The organism is Shewanella sp. NIFS-20-20, assembly GCF_019209865.1.
GTDB lineage: Bacteria > Pseudomonadota > Gammaproteobacteria > Enterobacterales > Shewanellaceae > Shewanella.
Genome location: NZ_JAHUTT010000020.1, coordinates 27,334 through 46,975, shown reverse-complemented (window position 1 = coordinate 46,975; position 19,642 = coordinate 27,334). Strand labels below are relative to the sequence as shown.

The 19,642-nt window shown below is 46.4% G+C and carries 19 protein-coding genes; 9 read left to right on the top strand and 10 right to left on the bottom strand.

All coding sequences use genetic code 11. The annotated features are described in order from the left end of the window. Nucleotides 1-66 precede the first annotated feature (66 nt). The 7 genes from KU855_RS08540 (at nucleotide 67) to KU855_RS08510 (ending at nucleotide 9,101) form a co-directional block, all read left to right on the top strand. Nucleotides 67-2,826, top strand: a complete 2,760-nt coding sequence (locus tag KU855_RS08540) for a transporter substrate-binding domain-containing protein (protein ID WP_218529874.1) — start codon at nucleotides 67-69, stop codon at nucleotides 2,824-2,826. A 153-nt stretch (nucleotides 2,827-2,979) separates the two neighbouring features. Then, nucleotides 2,980-4,758, top strand: a complete 1,779-nt coding sequence (gene aspS / locus KU855_RS08535) for an aspartate--tRNA ligase (RefSeq protein WP_218529873.1) — start codon at nucleotides 2,980-2,982, stop codon at nucleotides 4,756-4,758. Nucleotides 4,759-4,817: 59 nt separating this feature from the next. Next, the gene (locus KU855_RS08530) at nucleotides 4,818-5,564 is read left to right on the top strand and encodes a YebC/PmpR family DNA-binding transcriptional regulator (RefSeq protein WP_218529872.1); all 747 of its coding nucleotides are present in this window, start codon (nucleotides 4,818-4,820) and stop codon (nucleotides 5,562-5,564) included. A gap of 8 nt (nucleotides 5,565-5,572) precedes the next feature. After that, nucleotides 5,573-6,094, top strand: coding sequence for a crossover junction endodeoxyribonuclease RuvC (gene ruvC, locus KU855_RS08525; protein WP_218529871.1), 522 nt, complete (start codon nucleotides 5,573-5,575; stop codon nucleotides 6,092-6,094). Beyond that, nucleotides 6,091-6,708 carry a Holliday junction branch migration protein RuvA gene (gene ruvA, locus KU855_RS08520; RefSeq protein ID WP_218529870.1) on the top strand — a complete coding sequence of 206 codons (618 nt, stop codon included), beginning with the start codon at nucleotides 6,091-6,093 and terminating at the stop codon, nucleotides 6,706-6,708. The genes ruvC and ruvA overlap by 4 nt, the downstream gene beginning before the upstream one ends. 8 nt (nucleotides 6,709-6,716) lie before the next feature. Then, entirely contained in the window at nucleotides 6,717-7,730 is a 1,014-nt protein-coding gene (gene ruvB / locus KU855_RS08515) for a Holliday junction branch migration DNA helicase RuvB (RefSeq protein WP_218529869.1), read from the top strand. Nucleotides 7,731-7,907: 177 nt separating this feature from the next. Then, the gene (locus KU855_RS08510; protein ID WP_218529868.1) at nucleotides 7,908-9,101 is read left to right on the top strand and encodes an amino acid aminotransferase; all 1,194 of its coding nucleotides are present in this window, start codon (nucleotides 7,908-7,910) and stop codon (nucleotides 9,099-9,101) included. A gap of 69 nt (nucleotides 9,102-9,170) precedes the next feature. Here KU855_RS08510 and yvcK read toward each other — a convergent pair whose 3' ends face one another. Further along, nucleotides 9,171-10,088, bottom strand: a complete 918-nt coding sequence (yvcK, locus tag KU855_RS08505) for a uridine diphosphate-N-acetylglucosamine-binding protein YvcK (protein ID WP_218529867.1) — start codon at nucleotides 10,086-10,088, stop codon at nucleotides 9,171-9,173. Between the two features lie 166 nt (nucleotides 10,089-10,254). Here yvcK and KU855_RS08500 point away from each other — a divergent pair, with 166 nt between their 5' ends. Both KU855_RS08500 and KU855_RS08495 read left to right on the top strand, forming a co-directional pair. Then, nucleotides 10,255-11,064, top strand: a complete 810-nt coding sequence (locus tag KU855_RS08500) for a glucosaminidase domain-containing protein (protein WP_218529866.1) — start codon at nucleotides 10,255-10,257, stop codon at nucleotides 11,062-11,064. 2 nt (nucleotides 11,065-11,066) lie between these two features. Next, nucleotides 11,067-11,696 (top strand): DUF2987 domain-containing protein, encoded by a 630-nt coding sequence (locus KU855_RS08495; RefSeq protein ID WP_218529865.1) that lies wholly within the window; start codon nucleotides 11,067-11,069, stop codon nucleotides 11,694-11,696. 52 nt (nucleotides 11,697-11,748) lie between these two features. On the opposite strand, the gene ttcA is transcribed toward KU855_RS08495, so the two are convergent. From ttcA to KU855_RS08450, 9 genes are all read right to left on the bottom strand, one after another. Further along, a complete protein-coding gene (gene ttcA, locus KU855_RS08490; protein ID WP_218529864.1) occupies nucleotides 11,749-12,699 on the bottom strand; it encodes a tRNA 2-thiocytidine(32) synthetase TtcA in 951 nt (316 codons plus the stop codon). A gap of 83 nt (nucleotides 12,700-12,782) precedes the next feature. Continuing rightward, a complete protein-coding gene (gene uspE / locus KU855_RS08485) occupies nucleotides 12,783-13,715 on the bottom strand; it encodes a universal stress protein UspE (protein WP_218529863.1) in 933 nt (310 codons plus the stop codon). A 67-nt stretch (nucleotides 13,716-13,782) separates the two neighbouring features. Continuing rightward, nucleotides 13,783-14,535: an electron transport transcriptional regulator EtrA gene (etrA, locus tag KU855_RS08480; RefSeq protein ID WP_218529862.1), complete on the bottom strand. Its 753-nt coding sequence runs from the start codon at nucleotides 14,533-14,535 to the stop codon at nucleotides 13,783-13,785. 70 nt (nucleotides 14,536-14,605) lie between these two features. Beyond that, complete coding sequence (locus tag KU855_RS08475) at nucleotides 14,606-15,298, bottom strand: sulfite exporter TauE/SafE family protein (protein WP_218529861.1); 693 nt, start codon at nucleotides 15,296-15,298, stop codon at nucleotides 14,606-14,608. Further along, on the bottom strand, nucleotides 15,298-15,492 hold the full coding sequence (gene ccoS, locus KU855_RS08470) for a cbb3-type cytochrome oxidase assembly protein CcoS (protein WP_218529860.1): 195 nt from the start codon (nucleotides 15,490-15,492) through the stop codon (nucleotides 15,298-15,300). The genes KU855_RS08475 and ccoS overlap by 1 nt, the downstream gene beginning before the upstream one ends. Next, nucleotides 15,489-17,906 (bottom strand): heavy metal translocating P-type ATPase, encoded by a 2,418-nt coding sequence (locus KU855_RS08465; protein WP_218529859.1) that lies wholly within the window; start codon nucleotides 17,904-17,906, stop codon nucleotides 15,489-15,491. Before KU855_RS08465 ends, ccoS begins: the two co-directional genes overlap by 4 nt. A gap of 3 nt (nucleotides 17,907-17,909) precedes the next feature. After that, nucleotides 17,910-18,389: a FixH family protein gene (locus KU855_RS08460; protein WP_218529858.1), complete on the bottom strand. Its 480-nt coding sequence runs from the start codon at nucleotides 18,387-18,389 to the stop codon at nucleotides 17,910-17,912. A gap of 105 nt (nucleotides 18,390-18,494) precedes the next feature. Continuing rightward, nucleotides 18,495-19,463 (bottom strand): cytochrome-c oxidase, cbb3-type subunit III, encoded by a 969-nt coding sequence (gene ccoP / locus KU855_RS08455; RefSeq protein WP_218529857.1) that lies wholly within the window; start codon nucleotides 19,461-19,463, stop codon nucleotides 18,495-18,497. Beyond that, on the bottom strand, nucleotides 19,463-19,636 hold the full coding sequence (locus tag KU855_RS08450) for a cbb3-type cytochrome c oxidase subunit 3 (RefSeq protein WP_218529856.1): 174 nt from the start codon (nucleotides 19,634-19,636) through the stop codon (nucleotides 19,463-19,465). Before KU855_RS08450 ends, ccoP begins: the two co-directional genes overlap by 1 nt. Nucleotides 19,637-19,642: the final 6 nt, after the last annotated feature.

Sequence of the window (19,642 nt, the reverse complement as noted above, 5' to 3'; positions counted from 1 at the left end):
TTAGGTCTAATATCGCCTGGTAACTTATTGGTAGCATTTTACTAACACTAAGGATGGCGTTTTGCTATGCGTTTTACGTCGCTGATTCTCATTTTTTACACATCATTAACCGCGATGGTCGTTGATCATAGTTACGCAGACCCAGTCACCCCCAATAGCGTGGCGGTTGAGGTGCCAGAGCATTTGCTGGATGAACAGCATGAGTTTAGTGGCTATCCTTATCAATTTAAAGACATTAATGGAAATAATGTTGGCGCGTTACCCCATTTGTGGCAGACATTTATTGGCCACCATCCGCAGTTAGAAATGGAAGGAATGCCGGTGATATTAGGCATTCCGATGACCCCTTATCATCAGCAGCGGCGACAACTATCCTCCGCGATGTTGTCATTGCCCGTGTATTTATATCGGCATCACTCTCTGGCCAATAAACCGCTATCGTCCATAGCGGATGAACAAATTGCCGCAGTGAAGGGCAGTTGGGGCGAATGGTTAATTGGCCAAGCCTACCCCGATCTTAGCTTGCGGATTTATGAGAATAACCACGCCTTATATCAAGCAATTATCGCGAGTGAAGTCAGCGCGTTTGTGGCTAATGAGAGCTTGCTCTATCAATGGCCAGCTCGGCTAGATGTCTTGATGAATTACCCTAAACATACGCGCTCGTATCTTGGTGATGGGGCGTTTGCCGCTGGACTTGCCCGTAATGCGAACATCTCCCAAAGACAAGGGTTCGAGACGTTTTCTAGCTGGTTAGCCACCCCCAAAGGGTTGGCATTATTAGATCATCATTCGCCAGCGCCTTGGCCTAACAGCACATTGACCATTGCTAGCCAAACAGATGTTGCTCCCTTTGTTTCCTTTGGTGATAACGGACAATTACAAGGTTTCTACATTGATATTTGGCGCCAGTTTGCTCAACGCAATAACCAAGATATTCAATTTGTTGCTGGGACTATGGCCGAGTCAATTGAGGCGGTGGTTAACCAGCAGGCACAAGTACATATTGCCATGCCCAAAGGTCGCCATACTGCTCGTGAATTAATGCCAGCAGTGTTGTTATATCAAGTTAACAGTACTCTGTTTATGTCACCTGGTCGCGATAGCGCAGATCTGCATACAGTAGGGGTATTTGCTTCTGCACCCTATCTAGAGCAACTACAGCAGCAATTACCACAGGTGGTGTTAAAGCCGTATCATAGTCTTTCTTCTCTCTTGGCTGCAGTCGAGTCAAACGATATTCAAGGTTTTGTGGGCGCCAAGCCGTGGATTGAACAACAGTTGTTACTGCAAGATAAATGGGGCTTGGTTGAAGCACATGACGCTATTCACTTTGGCAGCGATATCTATGTCATGGTGCAACCAGAAGACTATGCATTGCAACATCAATTGATTGAACAGTTTGCCGAACTATCGGCCGCGTCAGTGATGGACATTGAAAAGCGGTGGCTAATTAATCATGATGAACATTGGCTGACCAATCAGCATCAATCGATTCAACTGTCGGCCGCTGAGCGAGCAATTGTAAAGCGCCATCCCAACATTACTATGGGCTATATCCCCAACTGGTTTCCATTTGAATATACCGATGCCAATGGTGAATTTTCCGGCATTAATCGCGGGGTTGCCGATCACCTCTCATCAGGACTTGGCATCGGGATTGAGTTTAAACAATACCCACATTGGCAAGCCCTTGAAACCGCTTTACTGCAAGGTGAGGTGGACATGGTGGCCAGTATTATTGAAGATGATAAACGCGAGCAAACCGTGGTGTTTACTCAAGGGTATTGGCCGAATCCATGGGCGATGTTAAGCCGTGAGCAAGCGGGATTATTTCCCCGTCTCGACCAGTTGCCTCAATATAAAGTTGCCATGGTTGAAGTTTATCAAATTATACATTCAATCATGCGCTTAGCCCCACAATTATTGCCGGTTCTGGTGAAAAGTACCGCTGAAGGTGTGGCAGCGGTCGAACAAGGCAAGGTGGACATATTTTTTGGTAAAGCGGCCGCCATTAAAGTGTATGCCGACGATGATTGGGCTGAGTTGAAACTCTTATCTGGCTTACCTCAAAGCTTTAGTCAAATTGGCCTACATCACGCGATTGCCCCGTTGTTGCCGATGTTTGATAAAGCCTTATATGGCTTAGGATTGAATGAAAAGAAAGCCATTCTAGCGGCGCAACCCCTTAAATCCGCAGATAAAGCGCTATTGTCATCTTGGCAGGGGTGGGCGGCTAAACTCGGCTGGGTAGTCGCCGCACTACTGACTATTTTGCTGCTCATTATGAAAGGTCGACGTAGGCGTCATGGCCTTGATGGCACCGATGTGAAGACTCAGGAGTTACCCTGCCTCGAGATGGATGAGGCGAATAGAGCCCGCCAACTGTGGGATAATCGTTTAGCGTATACAATCGATTGTTATCGGCGATATGGCGGGAATTTTGCGGTAGTCATGATTGATATTCCCGAGTTTCATTTACTTAGCCTAGAGCAACAACGCGTATTTATCGATGCCAGTCAGCGCTGTGTGCGCGCGTCAGATCCGATTGACCCGTGGCAAACCAATTCCTTTGTCGCATTAATTCAACAAGTAGATGATAGACAGCAATTGTGCCTGTTAATCGAAGAGCTACATCAGCGCCTATCGAGCTTATTGGCTAGTGCCAAACCGAATGTTGCCGTGGTCATGGGCGCGGCTATGTATCCTACTGATGCCCAAGACGGCATCAGCTTAATGCGTAGCGCCGATCTTATGTGCGCTCAGGCAATGGCAGCTAAGCAACCGTATTTTTTGCATCTTGGCGGACGAGAACAGCGTAAATAGCCATCAAAAGTCAATTTTCACCAATAATCTGTGCGATCCTTGGCCGACTGGCTGAGAAGGACTTTGGTAATCGAGATAATTTCTCTATAATGCCTGTTTAATTTTGTAATCAGTTTTTCCACTTGCCGGTCACCGGATAAAGGATAGAGTTAGATGCGCACTCATTATTGTGGAGACGTCAATAAGTCTCATCTTGGACAAGAAGTTACCTTGGTCGGTTGGGTTAACCGCAGCCGTGATTTGGGTGGCGTGATCTTTTTAGACCTGCGTGACCGCGAAGGCCTGATCCAAGTTGTTTATGATCCCGATTTAGCCGAAGTTTTCGAGCTGGCTAGTAGTTTACGCAGCGAGTTTTGTGTTCAAGTTAAGGGTCTGGTTCGTGCCCGTCCTGACTCACAAATAAAAGCTGATATGAAGACCGGCGAAATTGAAGTTTTAGGCCAAGACCTGACAATTATCAATGCTGCAGCGCCCTTACCGCTGAGCATGGACAACTTCCAAAATAACTCCGAAGAACAACGTCTGAAATACCGTTATTTGGATTTACGTCGCCCAGAAATGGCCGAGCGCTTAATTTTCCGCGCTAAAGTGACAAGTGCGGTCCGCCGCTTCTTGGATGGCAATGGTTTCTTAGATATTGAAACGCCCATTTTAACTAAGGCGACTCCTGAAGGGGCGCGTGATTACTTAGTACCAAGCCGTACCTACAAAGGTCAGTTTTTTGCGTTACCACAATCACCACAATTATTTAAGCAATTACTGATGATGTCGGGATTTGATCGCTATTATCAAATTGTAAAATGTTTCCGTGATGAAGACTTACGTGCTGACCGTCAACCAGAATTCACCCAAATCGATATCGAAACTTCGTTTATGTCATCCGACCAAGTGATGGCCAAAACAGAAGAAATGATCCGAGGCTTGTTCTTAGAGCTGATGAATGTGGATCTCGGTGAATTCCCGCGCATGACCTGGGATGAGGCGATGCGTCGTTTTGGGTCTGATAAGCCTGACTTACGTAATCCATTAGAATTAGTCGATGTTGCCGATTTATTACAAGGCATTGAGTTTGCTGTGTTTAAAGGCCCAGCAGAAGATCCGAAAGGGCGCGTCGCTGCGATTCGTGTACCTAATGGTGCCAGCTTAAGTCGTAAGCAAATTGATGACTACACTAAGTATGTTGGCATCTACGGCGCTAAAGGTTTAGCGTGGATGAAGGTCAACGACAAGAGCCAAGGAATGGAAGGCATTCAATCACCAGTGCTTAAGTTCTTAAGCGAAGAGATGGTTGAAGGTATTTTAGCGCGTACCCAAGCCAATGATGGCGATATCATTTTATTTGGTGCTGATAAAGCCAATGTTGTTGCCGAAGCCATGGGTGCTTTACGCTTGAAGCTGGGTGAAGACTTAGACTTACTGCAAGGTGAATGGCGGCCATTATGGGTGGTTGACTTCCCGATGTTTGAAGAAGCCGATGGACGTTTATATGCTGTCCACCATCCATTCACTGCGCCACGTGGTGTGAGCGCTGAGCAATTGGCTGCCGATCCTGCGAATGCGGTATCCGATGCCTATGACATGGTGCTCAATGGCTGTGAATTAGGGGGGGGGTCGGTTCGTATTCATCATCAAGATATGCAAAGCACGGTATTCCGTATTCTGGGTATCGACGATGAAGAAGCCAAAGAAAAATTTGGTTTCTTACTCGAAGCCTTACGTTATGGCACGCCGCCACATGCAGGTCTTGCATTCGGTTTAGACCGCTTGATCATGCTGATGACCGGCGCTCAGTCTATTCGTGATGTGATGGCATTCCCGAAAACCACCACGGCAGCGTGTCCATTGACCAATGCGCCAGGACATGCCAATCCTCAGCAATTGCTTGAGCTCGGCATCGGCGTCTTACCAAAGGCAGATGCCAAAGAGGCTTAATCCCCACCACACCGAGGCTTATGCCTCGGTTTGTTTTTCAGGGTATCTAGGAGATAGGTATGGCAGGTCACAGTAAATGGGACAACATAAAACATCGCAAAGCGGCGCAAGATGCCAAGCGTGGCAAGTTATTTACCAAGTTCATACGAGAATTGACCGTATCCGCTCGCGAAGGAGGTTCCGATCCCGATGCGAACCCAAGGCTCCGGGCAGCGATTGATAAAGCCTTATCCAATAATATGACCCGTGATACGGTTGAACGTGCGATTAAACGTGGCGCCGGTGAAATGGACGGTGTTGATCTTGAAACTATTATCTATGAAGGTTATGGACCTGGTGGCACCGCCGTGATGGTCGAGTGCATGACAGACAATCGTAACCGTACCGTGTCTGGGGTGCGTAATGCATTTTCTAAATCGGGCGGTAATCTTGGCACCGATGGCAGTGTTGCTTATTTATTTAGTAAGCTTGGGGTGATTTCTTACGCGGCCGGTGTGGATGAAGATAGCCTAATGGACGCGGCATTAGAAGCCGGTGCCGATGATGTCATCATGCATGATGATGGCGCGATTGATGTGTTCACTAGCACAGATACTTTCGGTACTATCAAAGATGCCCTCGATAATGCTGGCTTTGAGGCGACTAATGCCGAAGTCACCATGATACCAGCGACTAAAGCCGATCTTGATGCCACGACGGCGCCTAAGTTCTTACGTTTAATCGATACCTTAGAAGATCATGATGATGTTCAAGAAGTCTATCATAATGCCGACATCAGCGATGACATCATGGCAATGCTTGAATAAGGGATGATATGAGCATTATTTTGGGGGTTGACCCTGGCTCTAGGATCACTGGCTATGGCGTGATTAAATGTGTCGGCCGGCAACAAATCTACCTAGGCAGTGGTTGTATTCGGACCTCATCGGATGAATTATCGTTACGTCTCAAGCAAATTTTTGATGGGCTAAGTCAAATCATTAGCCAATACCAACCCGATCAATTTGCCATTGAACGCGTATTTATGGCAAAAAATGCGGATTCTGCGCTCAAGCTAGGTCAGGCGCGTGGGGCGGCCATCGTCGCGGCGATGAATGCTGACTTGCCCGTGGCCGAATACAGCGCCACCCAAATAAAAAACTCGGTGGTGGGGACTGGGCGCGCCGAAAAAGCACAAGTACAGCATATGGTGAGTGCATTATTAAAGTTACCAGCACCGCCTCAAGCCGATGCGGCAGATGCATTGGCCGTTGCCATGTGTCATTATCATACCTGTCAAAGCCTAGTGGCATTAGGCGGCCGGGCAAATTCTCGAAGCTATGGAAGATATAGATGATTGGTCGATTACAAGGGATCTTACTGGAAAAACAAGCGCCAGATGTCTTGATTGATGTTAATGGCGTGGGTTACGAAGTACAAATGCCTCTGAGTTGTTTTTACGAACTTCCTGAACTGCAGCAGTCGGTCTCGATTTACACGCATTTTGTGGTGCGAGAAGATGCGCAATTACTCTATGGTTTTATCCATAAACAAGAGCGATCTTTATTTAGATTGTTGATCAAAACCAATGGGGTTGGTCCTAAGCTGGCGTTAACCATACTCTCAGGCATGACCGCAAATGAGTTTGTCCAGAGTGTTGAGCGTGACGATGTGGCGACCTTGGTTAAATTGCCTGGGGTTGGCAAGAAAACCGCCGAGCGATTGTTAGTTGAAATGCGCGACAAATTAAAATCGCTGATGTCTACTGCCAGCGGTAATGAAAAAGAATTCGTTTTACAGTCCAACTTTAAGTCAGTACCGCAAGCAAACAGCGCCGAAGAAGATGCCATTGCGGCACTCTTGGCGCTGGGTTACAAGCCTGCACAAGCCAGTCGCGTGGTTAGCCAAGTGATGACGGTAGATATGGACAGTGAAACTCTGATTAAAGCCGCCCTTAAGGCCATGTTATAAGGTTTGATATGATAGAAGCCGATCGTCTAATTCATCCTGCGGCGCAAGGACAGCAAGAAGAAGTCATTGACCGGGCAATGCGTCCTAAATTGCTGGAAGAATATACTGGTCAGAATGAAGCCCGTGGTCAATTAGCGGTGTTTATCCAAGCGGCCAAAAACCGTGGTGAGGCACTTGATCATATGCTGATCTACGGTCCGCCAGGGTTAGGTAAAACCACCATGGCGATGATCGTGGCCAATGAAATGGGGGTAAATATTAAATCGACCTCAGGACCTGTGCTTGAAAAAGCGGGAGATCTCGCTGCATTACTGACGAATTTAGAAGAGGGTGATGTGCTTTTTATCGATGAAATTCATCGATTAAGCCCTGTTGTAGAAGAGATATTGTATCCCGCGATGGAAGACTATCAACTGGATATTATGATAGGTGAAGGGCCAGCTGCTCGTTCTATCAAACTCGATTTACCGCCGTTTACATTGATTGGTGCCACTACTCGCGCAGGCTCGCTGACATCGCCATTACGGGCAAGATTTGGCATTCCGTTGCGACTTGAATTTTACAATGTGGAAGATTTAGCCACCATCGTCAGTCGTAGTGCTCGCGTCATGGGGGTGGAAATGGATGCAGAAGGTGCCAAAGAGCTGGCGCGGCGTGCCCGCGGAACCCCAAGAATTGCCAATCGGTTATTACGCCGTGTTCGCGATTATGCTGAAGTGCAGCACGATGGCATCATCAATGGCCATGTGGCTGAGCAAGCGCTGAACTTGCTGGATGTTGACGCCGAAGGCTTCGATTTTATGGATAGAAAATTGTTACTCGCCATTATTGATAAGTTTGGTGGCGGACCGGTAGGCTTAGATAATTTAGCCGCGGCCATTGGCGAAGAGAGAGAAACCATTGAGGATGTGCTTGAACCTTTCTTGATCCAACAAGGGTTTGTGCAACGCACGCCGCGAGGCCGTATCGCCAGTGATCGCGCCTATCACCATTTTGGTCTATCTCGACCGCAAACGAGCTAACGCACTTAAGCTGTCACTCATTAACGTTTTCGATTTAGTAATGAGTGACAGTGTCTAATGAATTTTCTTCAATAATTCACCATTATGAAAATATTTGTAGGTTTACTAGCTGAGTTTATTAATGAATTCGGTTAGCATTGGTACTCGCTCAATTATCATTATATCAGGAACGTACCCATGATTTTTACTGAGGTTAGCTTAGCTCCCGCCGATCCTATATTAGGACTTACCGACACATTTAAAGCCGATCCCCGTCCAGGCAAGGTGAATCTCGGTGTGGGTATCTATAAGGATGAAGCTGGCAACACCCCCGTGCTAGCCAGCGTCAAGCGTGCCGAAGAGCGTTTATTAAGCCAAGAAAGCAGTAAAAATTATTTAGGTATTGAAGGGGTACACGCCTATAACGCTGGGGTATTAGGTTTATTATTTGGTAAAACTAACCCAATTATCAGCAGTGGCCGAGCATGTGCTGCCCAAGCTCCAGGCGGGACCGGTGCATTAAGGGTTGCTGCCGAGTTCCTGTTAAAAAACACCCCAAGTCGGTCGATTTGGGTGTCGAATCCGACCTGGGCAAACCATCAAAATATATTTGAAACCGCGGGGCTTGAGGTCAAGGAATATGGCTATTACCGCGCCGACACTCATGATATGGATTTTGATGCGATGCTAGCGTCATTACAACTAGCACAAGCGGGCGATTTAGTATTGCTGCATGGCTGTTGCCATAATCCAACGGGTATCGATCCGACCTTACAGCAATGGCAACAAATTGGCGAGTTATGTCGTGACCGCCAACTCGTGCCGCTATTTGACTTTGCCTATCAAGGCTTTGGCGTTGGTATTGAGGAAGATGCTGCCGGTTTACGCGCCGTTGCGGCGCTGGTACCTGAATTAATGGTTGCCAGTTCATTTTCGAAAAACTTTGGTTTGTATAATGAACGCGTCGGAGCAGTGACCGTGGTTGCGGTGGATGCGGAGACAGCGCAGCGTTCCTTCAGCCAAGTAAAACGCACCATTCGTGCTTTATACTCAAATCCGCCGGCCCATGGTGGTTTGATTGTCAGCACCATCTTAGGCGATGAAGAATTAACGGCGCAATGGCAACAAGAATTGACTGAAATGCGTGAGCGTATTGCCAGCATGCGCAGTCTGTTTGTTGATAGCCTCGAAGCCTTAGGCGTCCAGCAAGATTTTGGTTTTATTCGCAGCCAAGCGGGTATGTTTAGTTTCTCTGGTTTAACCCCTGCGCAAGTGGCACGTTTGCGTGATGAATTTGGGGTATATATCGTAGGTTCGGGGCGTATTAGTGTCGCCGGTATGACCAAAACTAACATGCCAGTGATCTGTGCAGCTCTTGCTCAGGTGTTATAACACTCGATGTGAATGACGCCTCAAAGTTAATAAAGCGAGCTTGTGGCTCGCTTTTATTTTTTATGGGCGTTATGCCGCTTCAGTGGGGGGTTGTTGATAATGCTTAGTCAGAATACGCTCGAGGTATTGCTGCAACACTTGGCGTTCATGACGACCCGGTTGATTACGGCTGTCCAAAGGGGCTTGGATTAAACGTCCCGTTTGCATCTTCTCGCCATGTTTCAAATAGTAGTTAATCCGTCCATGACCAATGAAACGTTCGCAATATTTAATTTTGTCTTCAAAACTTAATTGACTCGCGCTGGACTGTTCATCGGCAATATTATCGATAAATACGATATCGGCTTGGGTACTGGCAATCGCTTTGGCAATGCTTGGCAGTAACAAAGGCGGCATAATACTCGTAAAAAAGCTGCCTGGACCGAGTATCACTAAATCGGCTTGGGCGATGGCCATCACTGCCTCACAGGTGGCATTGACCTGAGGTTCGAGCATTAAGTTCGCCGGCGGGGTATTCATGCCATCAATATTAAGCTCGCCAAATACTTGCCGCTGTTGATGATCTAATGCCAGTAAATGGGTGGGTTGCTCAGACATTGGGATAAGTTTAGATTTAATATTAAGCATGTTGCGGATGAGGTTAACCGCTTCTAATGGCCGAATACACAGTTGATCTAACGCGTGTAGCATCAGATTGCCAAGATTGTGACCACTGATCTCATCATCGCCTTTGAAACGGTACTCAAATAATAACGAGCCTACAGACGGTTGACTGGCTAATTGCGATAAGCAATTGCGTAAGTCCCCCCAAGCAATACAGTGATGATTTTGACGTAATCGACCCGTAGAGCCGCCATTATCCGTGGTGGCAACAATTCCGGTAAGGGCATCTTCGAGATGGGACATGCTAGCTAACACCCGTCCTAGGCCATGTCCACCACCGATGGCGACGACTTGTGGTGGGGTGGGGATGACATCAACTGACATCAGGTTTTCCTCCATGAGTTCCCATAATTCGTTAAATTAACCTTAGTATTTTAACTCAAATTGTAGCGATGCGAGTGCTTAAATTGGTGAATTAAAATAAATACTTTATAATGCAGCGAATTTTTGACTGTCTATTAGACCATGACGACCAACTAAGGGTATGTGATTGAAAACGGGTATGTTGACTAAAACACTATTGGCGCTAGCAGCGGCCATCGTGATTATCTATGGGTTAAGGGTATGGTTAATTCCCGATTTAGAGATAAAACAAGCTAAAGTCGCCACGGTGGTAAAAACTGAGGTTGCAGCGGAAAAAATTCCAGACTTTAACAGCATTACCGATGTAAAGGAGAAGAAGATAGCCTTCTTTGATTTTTTAACCCCATCGATTGAAAGAGAAAATGCCATTATCGCCAAAGAAAGATCGATGATTATCGAATTTCAGCAGCAATTACAAGCTGGTAACACCTTAGATGACGATACCGTTGATTACCTCACTGCACTCGCCTCAAAATACAAGTTAACTCCTCAAGCAATCAATGCCGAGAGATTGCAAAGATTACTTAAGCGTGTCGATGTTATTCCGCAAAATATGGTGCTGATCCAAGCGGCCAATGAATCGGGATGGGGTACCAGCCGCTTTGCGCGTATGGGCTTCAATTTTTTTGGTCAGTGGTGCTTTAAGAAGGGCTGCGGCTTAGTGCCATTATCGCGCACCGAAGGCATGAACCATGAGGTGGCTAAATTTGACTCAGTCAACGCCTCGGTCTCTTCTTATATGCGTAACCTCAATACCAACGCCGCTTATCAGACGCTTAGAACCATACGCTTGGATATGCGCCGCGACGGTCAAGAACCTAACGCTACGGCGCTCATTCATGGCTTGATTAATTATTCTGAGCGTCAAGGCGAATATATTGATGAGCTGTTACAAATGCTTCAACACAACCAAGATTTCTTAGTCTCTGAAGGATAATCATGAATTACGTTAAAGGATTAGCACGAGTCGTCGGTTGGCTAACTGTAGTGAGTTGTACTGCGGGCGCAACGGAAGTGTCGCTGAGCTATGAGGACTTTTTTTCGCGTATTAAGCAAGCCGATAAGGCTGAGCTGCAATTAGTGGAATTAACCTTTAGTGTGCCGAAAAACGCTCAATGTGTGTTAGATAAGGCCAGTATCGTCACTGAAAAAGAAACTTTTCCTGTCACTTTTACCAAAGAGCAGCGTCTATTTTTGCCCTATGATCAAAGGTTAAAGCAAGATCGCGCCATGGTGAAACTCGACATTGAAGGGGATGCAAGTCAGTGCGGGATAGCGGTGCAAATTCGCGCGAAAGCATTGAGTACCAATTATGATAGCCAGCGTTTGAAGCAACTGTATCACGAGATGGACAGTTTACAGGCGATGCTCAAAGGGTTCCCAATGCGCTTGTTCCATGAACCGCTTAAAGGCCTGCAATTTACCTTTACTAACAGCAGTGAAGCTATCTTAAATGGCCGCAGTTTAGGGGAAGCGAAACAATGGACATTTTCTGCCGCTCAAATCGCTGAAGCCACGACATTAGGCTTTAGTCATGCCCCGCAAATTATTAGCCCTTGGGTGAAGTAATGTCACAAAAAAGGTCAGCAATTTGCTGACCTTTTTTATGCGCGCAGCGCAATTAAGGTGTAAATACACTAACCACGTCGATACGTTGCTCGTTGTCACGGCGTGAGGCCGCATCGAGATCAATGTGACCGGAATTCGACACATCCATAAAATCGAAGGCGGGTAAGTCAGCCTCAGCCACTTCACCAGAGGGCTTAGCGTTTGGATTGCGTGTTAGGCTGAGAAAATCGAATTGCTCTCTGTCTACGCCTTGTGACGGGGCCGTATTTTGCATCGCGGTAAAAATGGTTTCAATGCGACCTGGGAACTGCTTATCCCATGACTTGAGCATGTCTTTGACTGCTTGACGTTTGAGGTTTTCTTGCGATCCACATAAGTTACATGGAATGATCGGGAACTGTTTAAGCTCGGCATATTCCGCAATATCTTTTTCACGAGAATAGGCTAATGGTCGGATCACCATGTTGGCGCCATCATCAGATAACAGTTTAGGCGGCATGGCTTTCATCTTGCCACCGAAAAACATATTGAGAAATAGGGTTTCGATGATGTCATCTCGGTGATGACCCAGGGCAATTTTAGTGGCGCCAATGCGCTGAGCAAAACCATAGAGGGTGCCACGGCGCAGGCGAGAACATAAGGCGCAGGTGGTCTTGCCTTCAGGCACTTTATCTTTAACGATAGAGTAAGTGTCTTTTTCCAAAATATGGTAAGTCACACCAAGCGTATCAAGATAGGCAGGTAAGATGTCTTCTGGGAAACCTGGTTGCTTTTGATCTAAGTTGACAGCGACGACCTCAAACTTAATCGGTGCTCGCGCTTGCAGGTTTAATAAAATATCCAGCATCGCATAACTGTCTTTGCCGCCAGAAAGGCAACACATCACACGATCGCCTTCTTCAATCATGTTGTAATCGGCGATAGCAGAACCGACTTCACGACGAAGACGTTTCTGTAATTTGTTTAAACGAGTGATTTGCTTCTTGATTAATTCTTCTGACATAAAAAAAGCGCCCGACAGCTAAGTTACAGGGCGCGTATTATGCATTTGTTTGGCAATAGGGTAAAGCGCTTAGTCACGGTCGCTTAATTTGACTGCAGTGGCGAGCGAAATCCCTGGGGTTTTACTGCCAATAAGTCACAATCTAACGAATCAATCACATGTTCAGCGGTATTCCCTATGAGGGCTGCCGATAAGCTGGTTCTGCCTACGGTGCCCAAGATGACCAATTGCACATCTAATGATTGTGCCATTTGCGGAATGACATCTTCAGGCAAGCCTTCTTCCACATGGCAGTAGGATGTCGCAATACCATAGTGATGCGCTAAGTGTTCAATCCGTTGTTGGTGTTGATTTTTAATTGAATCATTAAAGCTTTTGGCATCAAAGTCAGGCAGTTCGATGGCTAAATTAACCGGTGTACCAGGATAACCATTCACAAGGTGAACTTCGGCATCAAATTGACGAGCCAGCAAGATGCCTTGCTTAACAATAATATGATTTAAGCTATCTTTATCGGTTTCATCACTGTTGATATTGACGGCACATAAGATTTTGCCTTTGGTGCCCCATGCATGATCTTTGACCATCAGTACTGGCATCGGGGCTTTGCGCATGAGGTGCCAATCGGTTGGGGTAAAGATCACTGATTTCAATTTATCATGGGCATGGGTGGCTTTGATAATTAAATCAAACTGATGCTCCATCGCAAAATTGATGATGCTTTCAAAGGGACGGTTATGCCAAACCACTTCGGAATTAATCTGAGCGCCTTGATTGCGGTAAGGTTGCAATAAGTCATCAAGCCAAGCGCTGCGCTGGTTAATCACCCCTTGACGCATGGCTTCACGTTCTACACTGGATAGAATGGATGTCATTTCATAAGAAAGGTCAAAAATAGACAGGAATACGGTAATCGCGGCTTGATGATGTTTAGCCAGTTCAACGGCTCTATCTAAAGCCGCTTGCGCATCGGTCGTGGGATCGATGACCACTAGCAACTTATGATAATCCCTCATAATGTCTCCTTATAGGTTAAGTTAACCTAATGATTACGGCCCGCCCCAGTGCCTATCACTTAGCAAGTTAGCGAACCATTCTAGCGTTACCAGCCAATTGTGCCAGCTGATTAAAGTCGAGGATAGTAATATATTTTCCTTTAACTTCAATTAATCCGGCTTTTTGAAAACGGCCTAATAATCGGCTAATAGTTTCCACCGTGAGGCCAAGATAATTACCAATATCACCACGAGTCATGGTTAATCTAAACTCTTTTGGCGAAAAACCTCGGCTAGCAAAACGACGCGCCAAATTACTGATAAAGGCTGCTAATCTTTCTTCGGCGTTCTTTTTACTCAGCAATAAAATCATGTCTTGATCACTAATGATTTCATGACTCATCAACCGCATGATCTGCTGACGTAATTTCGGCATGGTGCCTGACAACTCATCTAAAGTCGCATAAGGGATCTCACACACCATTGAGGTTTCGAGTGCCTGAGCAAAACTTTGATGTAGCTGGCTGTTAATGCCATCAAAGCCGATGACATCACCGGCTAAGTGAAAGCCAGTGATTTGTTCATCACCTTGTTCGGTAATCGTAAAGCTTTTGACTGTTCCTGAGCGAATAGCAAATAAAGACTTTAGCGCATCACCAGACTTAAAAATTTGTTCGCCTTTTTGAACTGGTTTTTTACGCTCTATGATATTGTCCAGTTGATCAAGTTCATTGTTATTCAGCGTAAAAGGAATACATAGGGTACCCATGCTGCAATCATGACAATGAATTGCACAGTTAGGGTTAGCCATACGACGATGTTTGTTCGGTTCTACACTCATACTTACTCTCAATCTTGGCGGACGCCATTATGGTAAACCATTAAGTCTAGCTGAGCTAGTCGCGTACATTTCATAAGGACAATTGTTGATAGGCCACGTACCAGGTTTGCACGCCAAAGCCGATTAATAACAGACCTGAGATCGTTTTTACAGATTGGTTTTGTAACCAACGAGCGAGGCGTTGGGTGGCTACACCAGTAAAAAATAGGGCCGGTAGGGTGCCCAGACCAAAAGCTAACATGGTCAGTGCACCTTGAGCGACATCGCCAGAGGCAATCGCCCAAGTCAACATACTATAAACTAAACCACAAGGTAACCAGCCCCATACCATGCCTGCCATGGTGGCCTTTGGCAAGGTGTCTAAGGGTAAAATCCGCTGTCCTATCGGTTGTATATATCGCCATAGTCGCTTGCCACCAGCTTCAATAACTAATAATCCGGAAAACCAGCGCGCAATATACAAACCCGTTAAGATCATCATCATTCCAGCCAGGAGTCGTAAATAGACTAAGTAATCATCCACTGCAATGAGTTGACCTAAGCCTTGACCGAGCCCAGCGGCGATGGCTCCTGCAGCAGCGTACGAAATAAGCCGACCACCATTATAAGCCAATTGGAATTTGAGTTGAGTCACCAGCAATGGCTCAGCACGGCGCGAAGGGATATGACTGGAAAACGCCCCCACTAAACCGCCACACATGCCAAAACAATGACCCGCGCCCATTAAACCGACAAGGATGGCGGCAGTAAGACTTAAATCCATTAAGGTTGAGTGTCCTTTATCTTAGGGGCGTCGGGCTCTGGTGCTGCTTGCTTGGGCTCATCATCAAACAATATCGACATGCTTTGGCGCTCAAGGTCATCAAACTGATCACTTTTTACCGCCCAAAAAAACACCGCAACCGCGATGGCAACGAAAATCATGGCGATGGGAATTAACACGTAAATAATGCTCATGGACGCATCCTTAGTAAACGCAAGCTATTAGACACCACAATTAATGAACTCAGAGACATACCTAATGCTGCAATATAGGGGTATACCTGACCTGTGACTGCCAAAGGAATAATGAGTAGATTGTATCCTAATGCCCAGTATAAATTCTGATAAATAATCCGAGATGTGGCCTTGGACAAAGAAAGTGCCGCGACAAAACGCGAAAGGTGATCACCAAGTAAAATCATATCGGCACTGTTTTTGGCAATGGCACTGCCACTGCCCATGGCTACCGATAAATTGGCGGCAGCCAATACCGGGGCGTCATTAATGCCATCGCCGAACATGGCAACACATTCACCTTGTGCTTGCAGCGAGTGGATAAGCTTGAGTTTATCTTCAGGCAATAACGCACTATGCACAGTATCAATGCCGAGTTGATGCGCTAATGCTTCGACTTGCTCGGAATGATCACCACTGGCAATGCTGACCTTGATACCCTTAGCGAATAATTGACTGACCGTGGTGTGCGCATCTTGTCTTAGCTCATCAGTGAACACCAAGCATGCTAACGGTTGCTGATCACAGCTTAACCAGACCTGCTGTTCAAGCGGATTGGCAGGCGGCTCGATATACCAGTCAGGCAATTGCGCTTGATCACAAGCAAATGAATAGTGACCTACACGATAACTGTGTCCTTGATAATCGGCAGTAAGCCCTTTACCGACATGCTGGCGCACGGCGTGTAAGTCTAATTTTTGCCGCAAATAACTGCGACAGGCATTGGCTATGGGATGGAGCGAACCTTGTTCAATATTGGCAATTAAATTCAATAACGATGGCTCATCGGACGTGGGAGCGAGCTGGCATTGGCGTAGGCTAAGGTTACCGCAAGTTAGGGTGCCTGTTTTATCAAATACCACATGGGTTAAGCGTGGCATGGCTTCAAACACGCTGGCCCGTCGGACTATGATCCCCATTTTAGTCAGTTGACCTGTGGTGCAAGTGACAGCGGTAGGGGTAGCTAATGCCAAAGCGCAAGGGCAGGTGGCCACCAAGACCGATAAGGTCACCCAGAAGGCATCGCTCGGGTCTAACCACATCCACGCGATATAGGTTAAAGTCGCAATTAGGATGATAATGGTAGAGAAAATACCCGAGAGACGATTGGCTAATTCCGCGATTTTGGGCTTAGTGTGAGACGCCGCTTCTTGCAGTAAAATAATTTTCGACACCAATTGATCCGCGCCTAACGCGGTGACTCTGACTTCAAGCGTTTGATCAAGATTGATACTACCCGCAAAAACAGGATCACCCACTTGCTTGAGCATCGGCGTCTGTTCGCCCGTTAACATCGACTCATTACAGCTAGATTGGCCTTTTATGATATCACCGTCGGCGGCAATACTATCACCAGGTAACACTTGGATTACATCGCCAATGGCCAGTTGTTTGGCGGCAATGTCGCGATAGCCATCGACTAATACTAGGCGTGCGGTGAGGGGAATGACCTTTTGTAAATTGCTGGCACTGATGGAGGCCGTCTGTAAGGCTTTTTGCTCGAAATATCTGCCTAATAACAGGAAGAAAGTGAACATGGTGACCGATTCGAAATAGACTTCACCGTTGCCATTAATCGTGGCGATGACACTGGCGATGTAAGCCCCACCAATGGCGATGGACACCGAAACGTCCATATTGACCCGACCGCTAAGCAAGGAGCGAAGTGCACTGAAATAAAAAGGGGCGGCTGAATAAAACACCACTGGCGCCGAAAATATTAAGCTAACCCAACGAAAATAATTTCGAAATTCCAGTTCCAGATCGCTAAAAAAGCCTGAATACAAGGCCAATGCAAACATCATGACTTGCATGGTCGCAAAGCCAGCTAAGCCAAGCCTAAGTAGGAATTGTTTGCCTTGGCGTTGGCTTTTTAACTCTTGCACTTCGAGCGTGAAAGGCGCCGCTTGATAGCCGATGCGACTAATTTCATTGAGGATGGCACTGATAGTGATGCTATCGGGCTCGTAAAATATCAGCGCTCTTTGGGTGGTGCTATTAACTGAAATTCGTCGGATGCCGGCTAACGAACTGACCTTGTGCTCAATGAGCCAAGCACAAGCGGCACAGGTGATGCCATCGAGCGATAAGGATATTCGGCTAAGATCTTGCTCTTGAGTGACAAAATCTTGTTGAACTTCCGATAAATCGTAGGCGCTAAATTGATTGAGTTGCTCAGGCACTAACCCTTGCTGACTGCTACCAGGCTCAGTGCGATATTGGTAATAGTTAGTCAATCCAGCCTGGATAATGGCTTCTGCCACCGCGGCGCAGCCGGGACAACACATGGCCTGAGGTTGGCCTTGGATAATAACAGTGAAAAGACTGCCTTGAACAACCGGTTCATGGCAGTGAAAACAAGGAGTTGTTGACATATATTAGTTCAACCAATACTCACCATTATTGCGTAAATCGAGGCGTTTTTGGATACGCCATTTGGCGTCAAAGCCTTCGAGTCGCACTTCCCACGCACCGGAAGGATTAGTATCCATGGTGAATCGATAGGCACCATTAGCATCACTGGTTGCCATTAACTGCATATCACGGTCTTCAAGTGTGGGATGATAAAAACGCACATTCAGCGCCGCCTGATATTCAGGACCACCTTGCTGAGTGATGATTAATTCGTTGTCATTAACATTGAGGGTGAATTGCATGCCAATTTGTTTAGCATATTTGATTTTGCCTAAATCCATATTAATGGCTTTGCCGGCTTTATAGTAATCCTCAGCTACCAGTGAATCTGCATTATCGAGGGCAATTTTCATGGTGATAAAGCTGGCAACGACGACTGTGCCAGGCAATAAGATGAGAAACCAGGGCCAGAACTGCTTATACCAGGCGAGTTGTGTACTCATGACTATACCTATTTATTGTTTTTGCTATTTTACCATTAAATCGTGAGTTATCACTGAAAAAAAAGGGCCCCGATGTCAATCGGAGCCCATTGATTTAACGGTTATTTACTGATTGGACAAGCTGTAAACATAAGCGGCAATTACATGCACCTTATCTTCACCTAAAATGTCTTTCCACGCTGGCATCACACCATGACGACCTAAGACGATACTTTCGTCAATCGCGCCACGACTGCCACCGTATAACCATATTTCATCGGTCAGGTTAGGGGCTCCGACAAACTTGTTACCGGTACCATCCATACCATGACAGGCAAAACAACCTTTCATCCAACTGGCTTGGCCTTGAGCGGCTAATTCAGCTTTATGAGGTCGGCCTGACAACGACACGACGTACTCCACCAAACCAGAGACTTCGCTGTCATCAATCGGTAAGCCGCCTTTAGGTGGCATCATACCGTTACGACCATTGAGCAAGGTCGTCTTGATCGTGGCCAAATCACCGCCGTACAGCCAAGCATTATCAGTTAAGTTAGGGAAGCCTTTGCTCCCACGAGCATCTGAACCATGACACTGAGCACAGTTTTGTAAGTACAGACGACCGCCGACTTTTAATGCCTCTTCATTTTTCACTAACTCTTCCAATGGCGTGTTAGCGAACGCACTGAAGATAGGGCCAAATTTGGCATCGGCACTGGCGACCTCACGGTCGTATTGCACCAACATACCATTAGCTTTTGCGGCTTCAACGGCTTGCAAAGACTCGGCTTTAATCCCTTGTTCAGTACCAATACCTTGGTTCGAACTAGTCCAGCCAAGTAAACCTTTATAGTTACCTAAACCGGGGTAAAGCGCTAAATACACTAAGCCAAACACGATAGTGATATAGAACATGTAACTCCACCACTTTGGCAGAGGATTGTTGATTTCTTCAATCCCGTCAAAGCTGTGGCCCATTGACTCTCCTTCATCTACCCCAGTGGTATTTTTAGAGCATGCACGCAATAAAAATACACAGCCAGCGATGACGATAAGGGTGAGCACGGTAATCCATACGCTCCAGAAGCTACTCATTATTTTTGCTCTCCTGAGTCCTTCATTTTCTGGATCTCATCATCAGTGAAAACCAGATTAGCTGCGTCATCGAAATTCTTCTTTTGACGCGAGCTATAAGCCCAAGCAAATATACCGACGAAGGTCAGCATTACAACTATGGTGATAACGCCCTGTAATGTGCCGTAATCCATATAGTT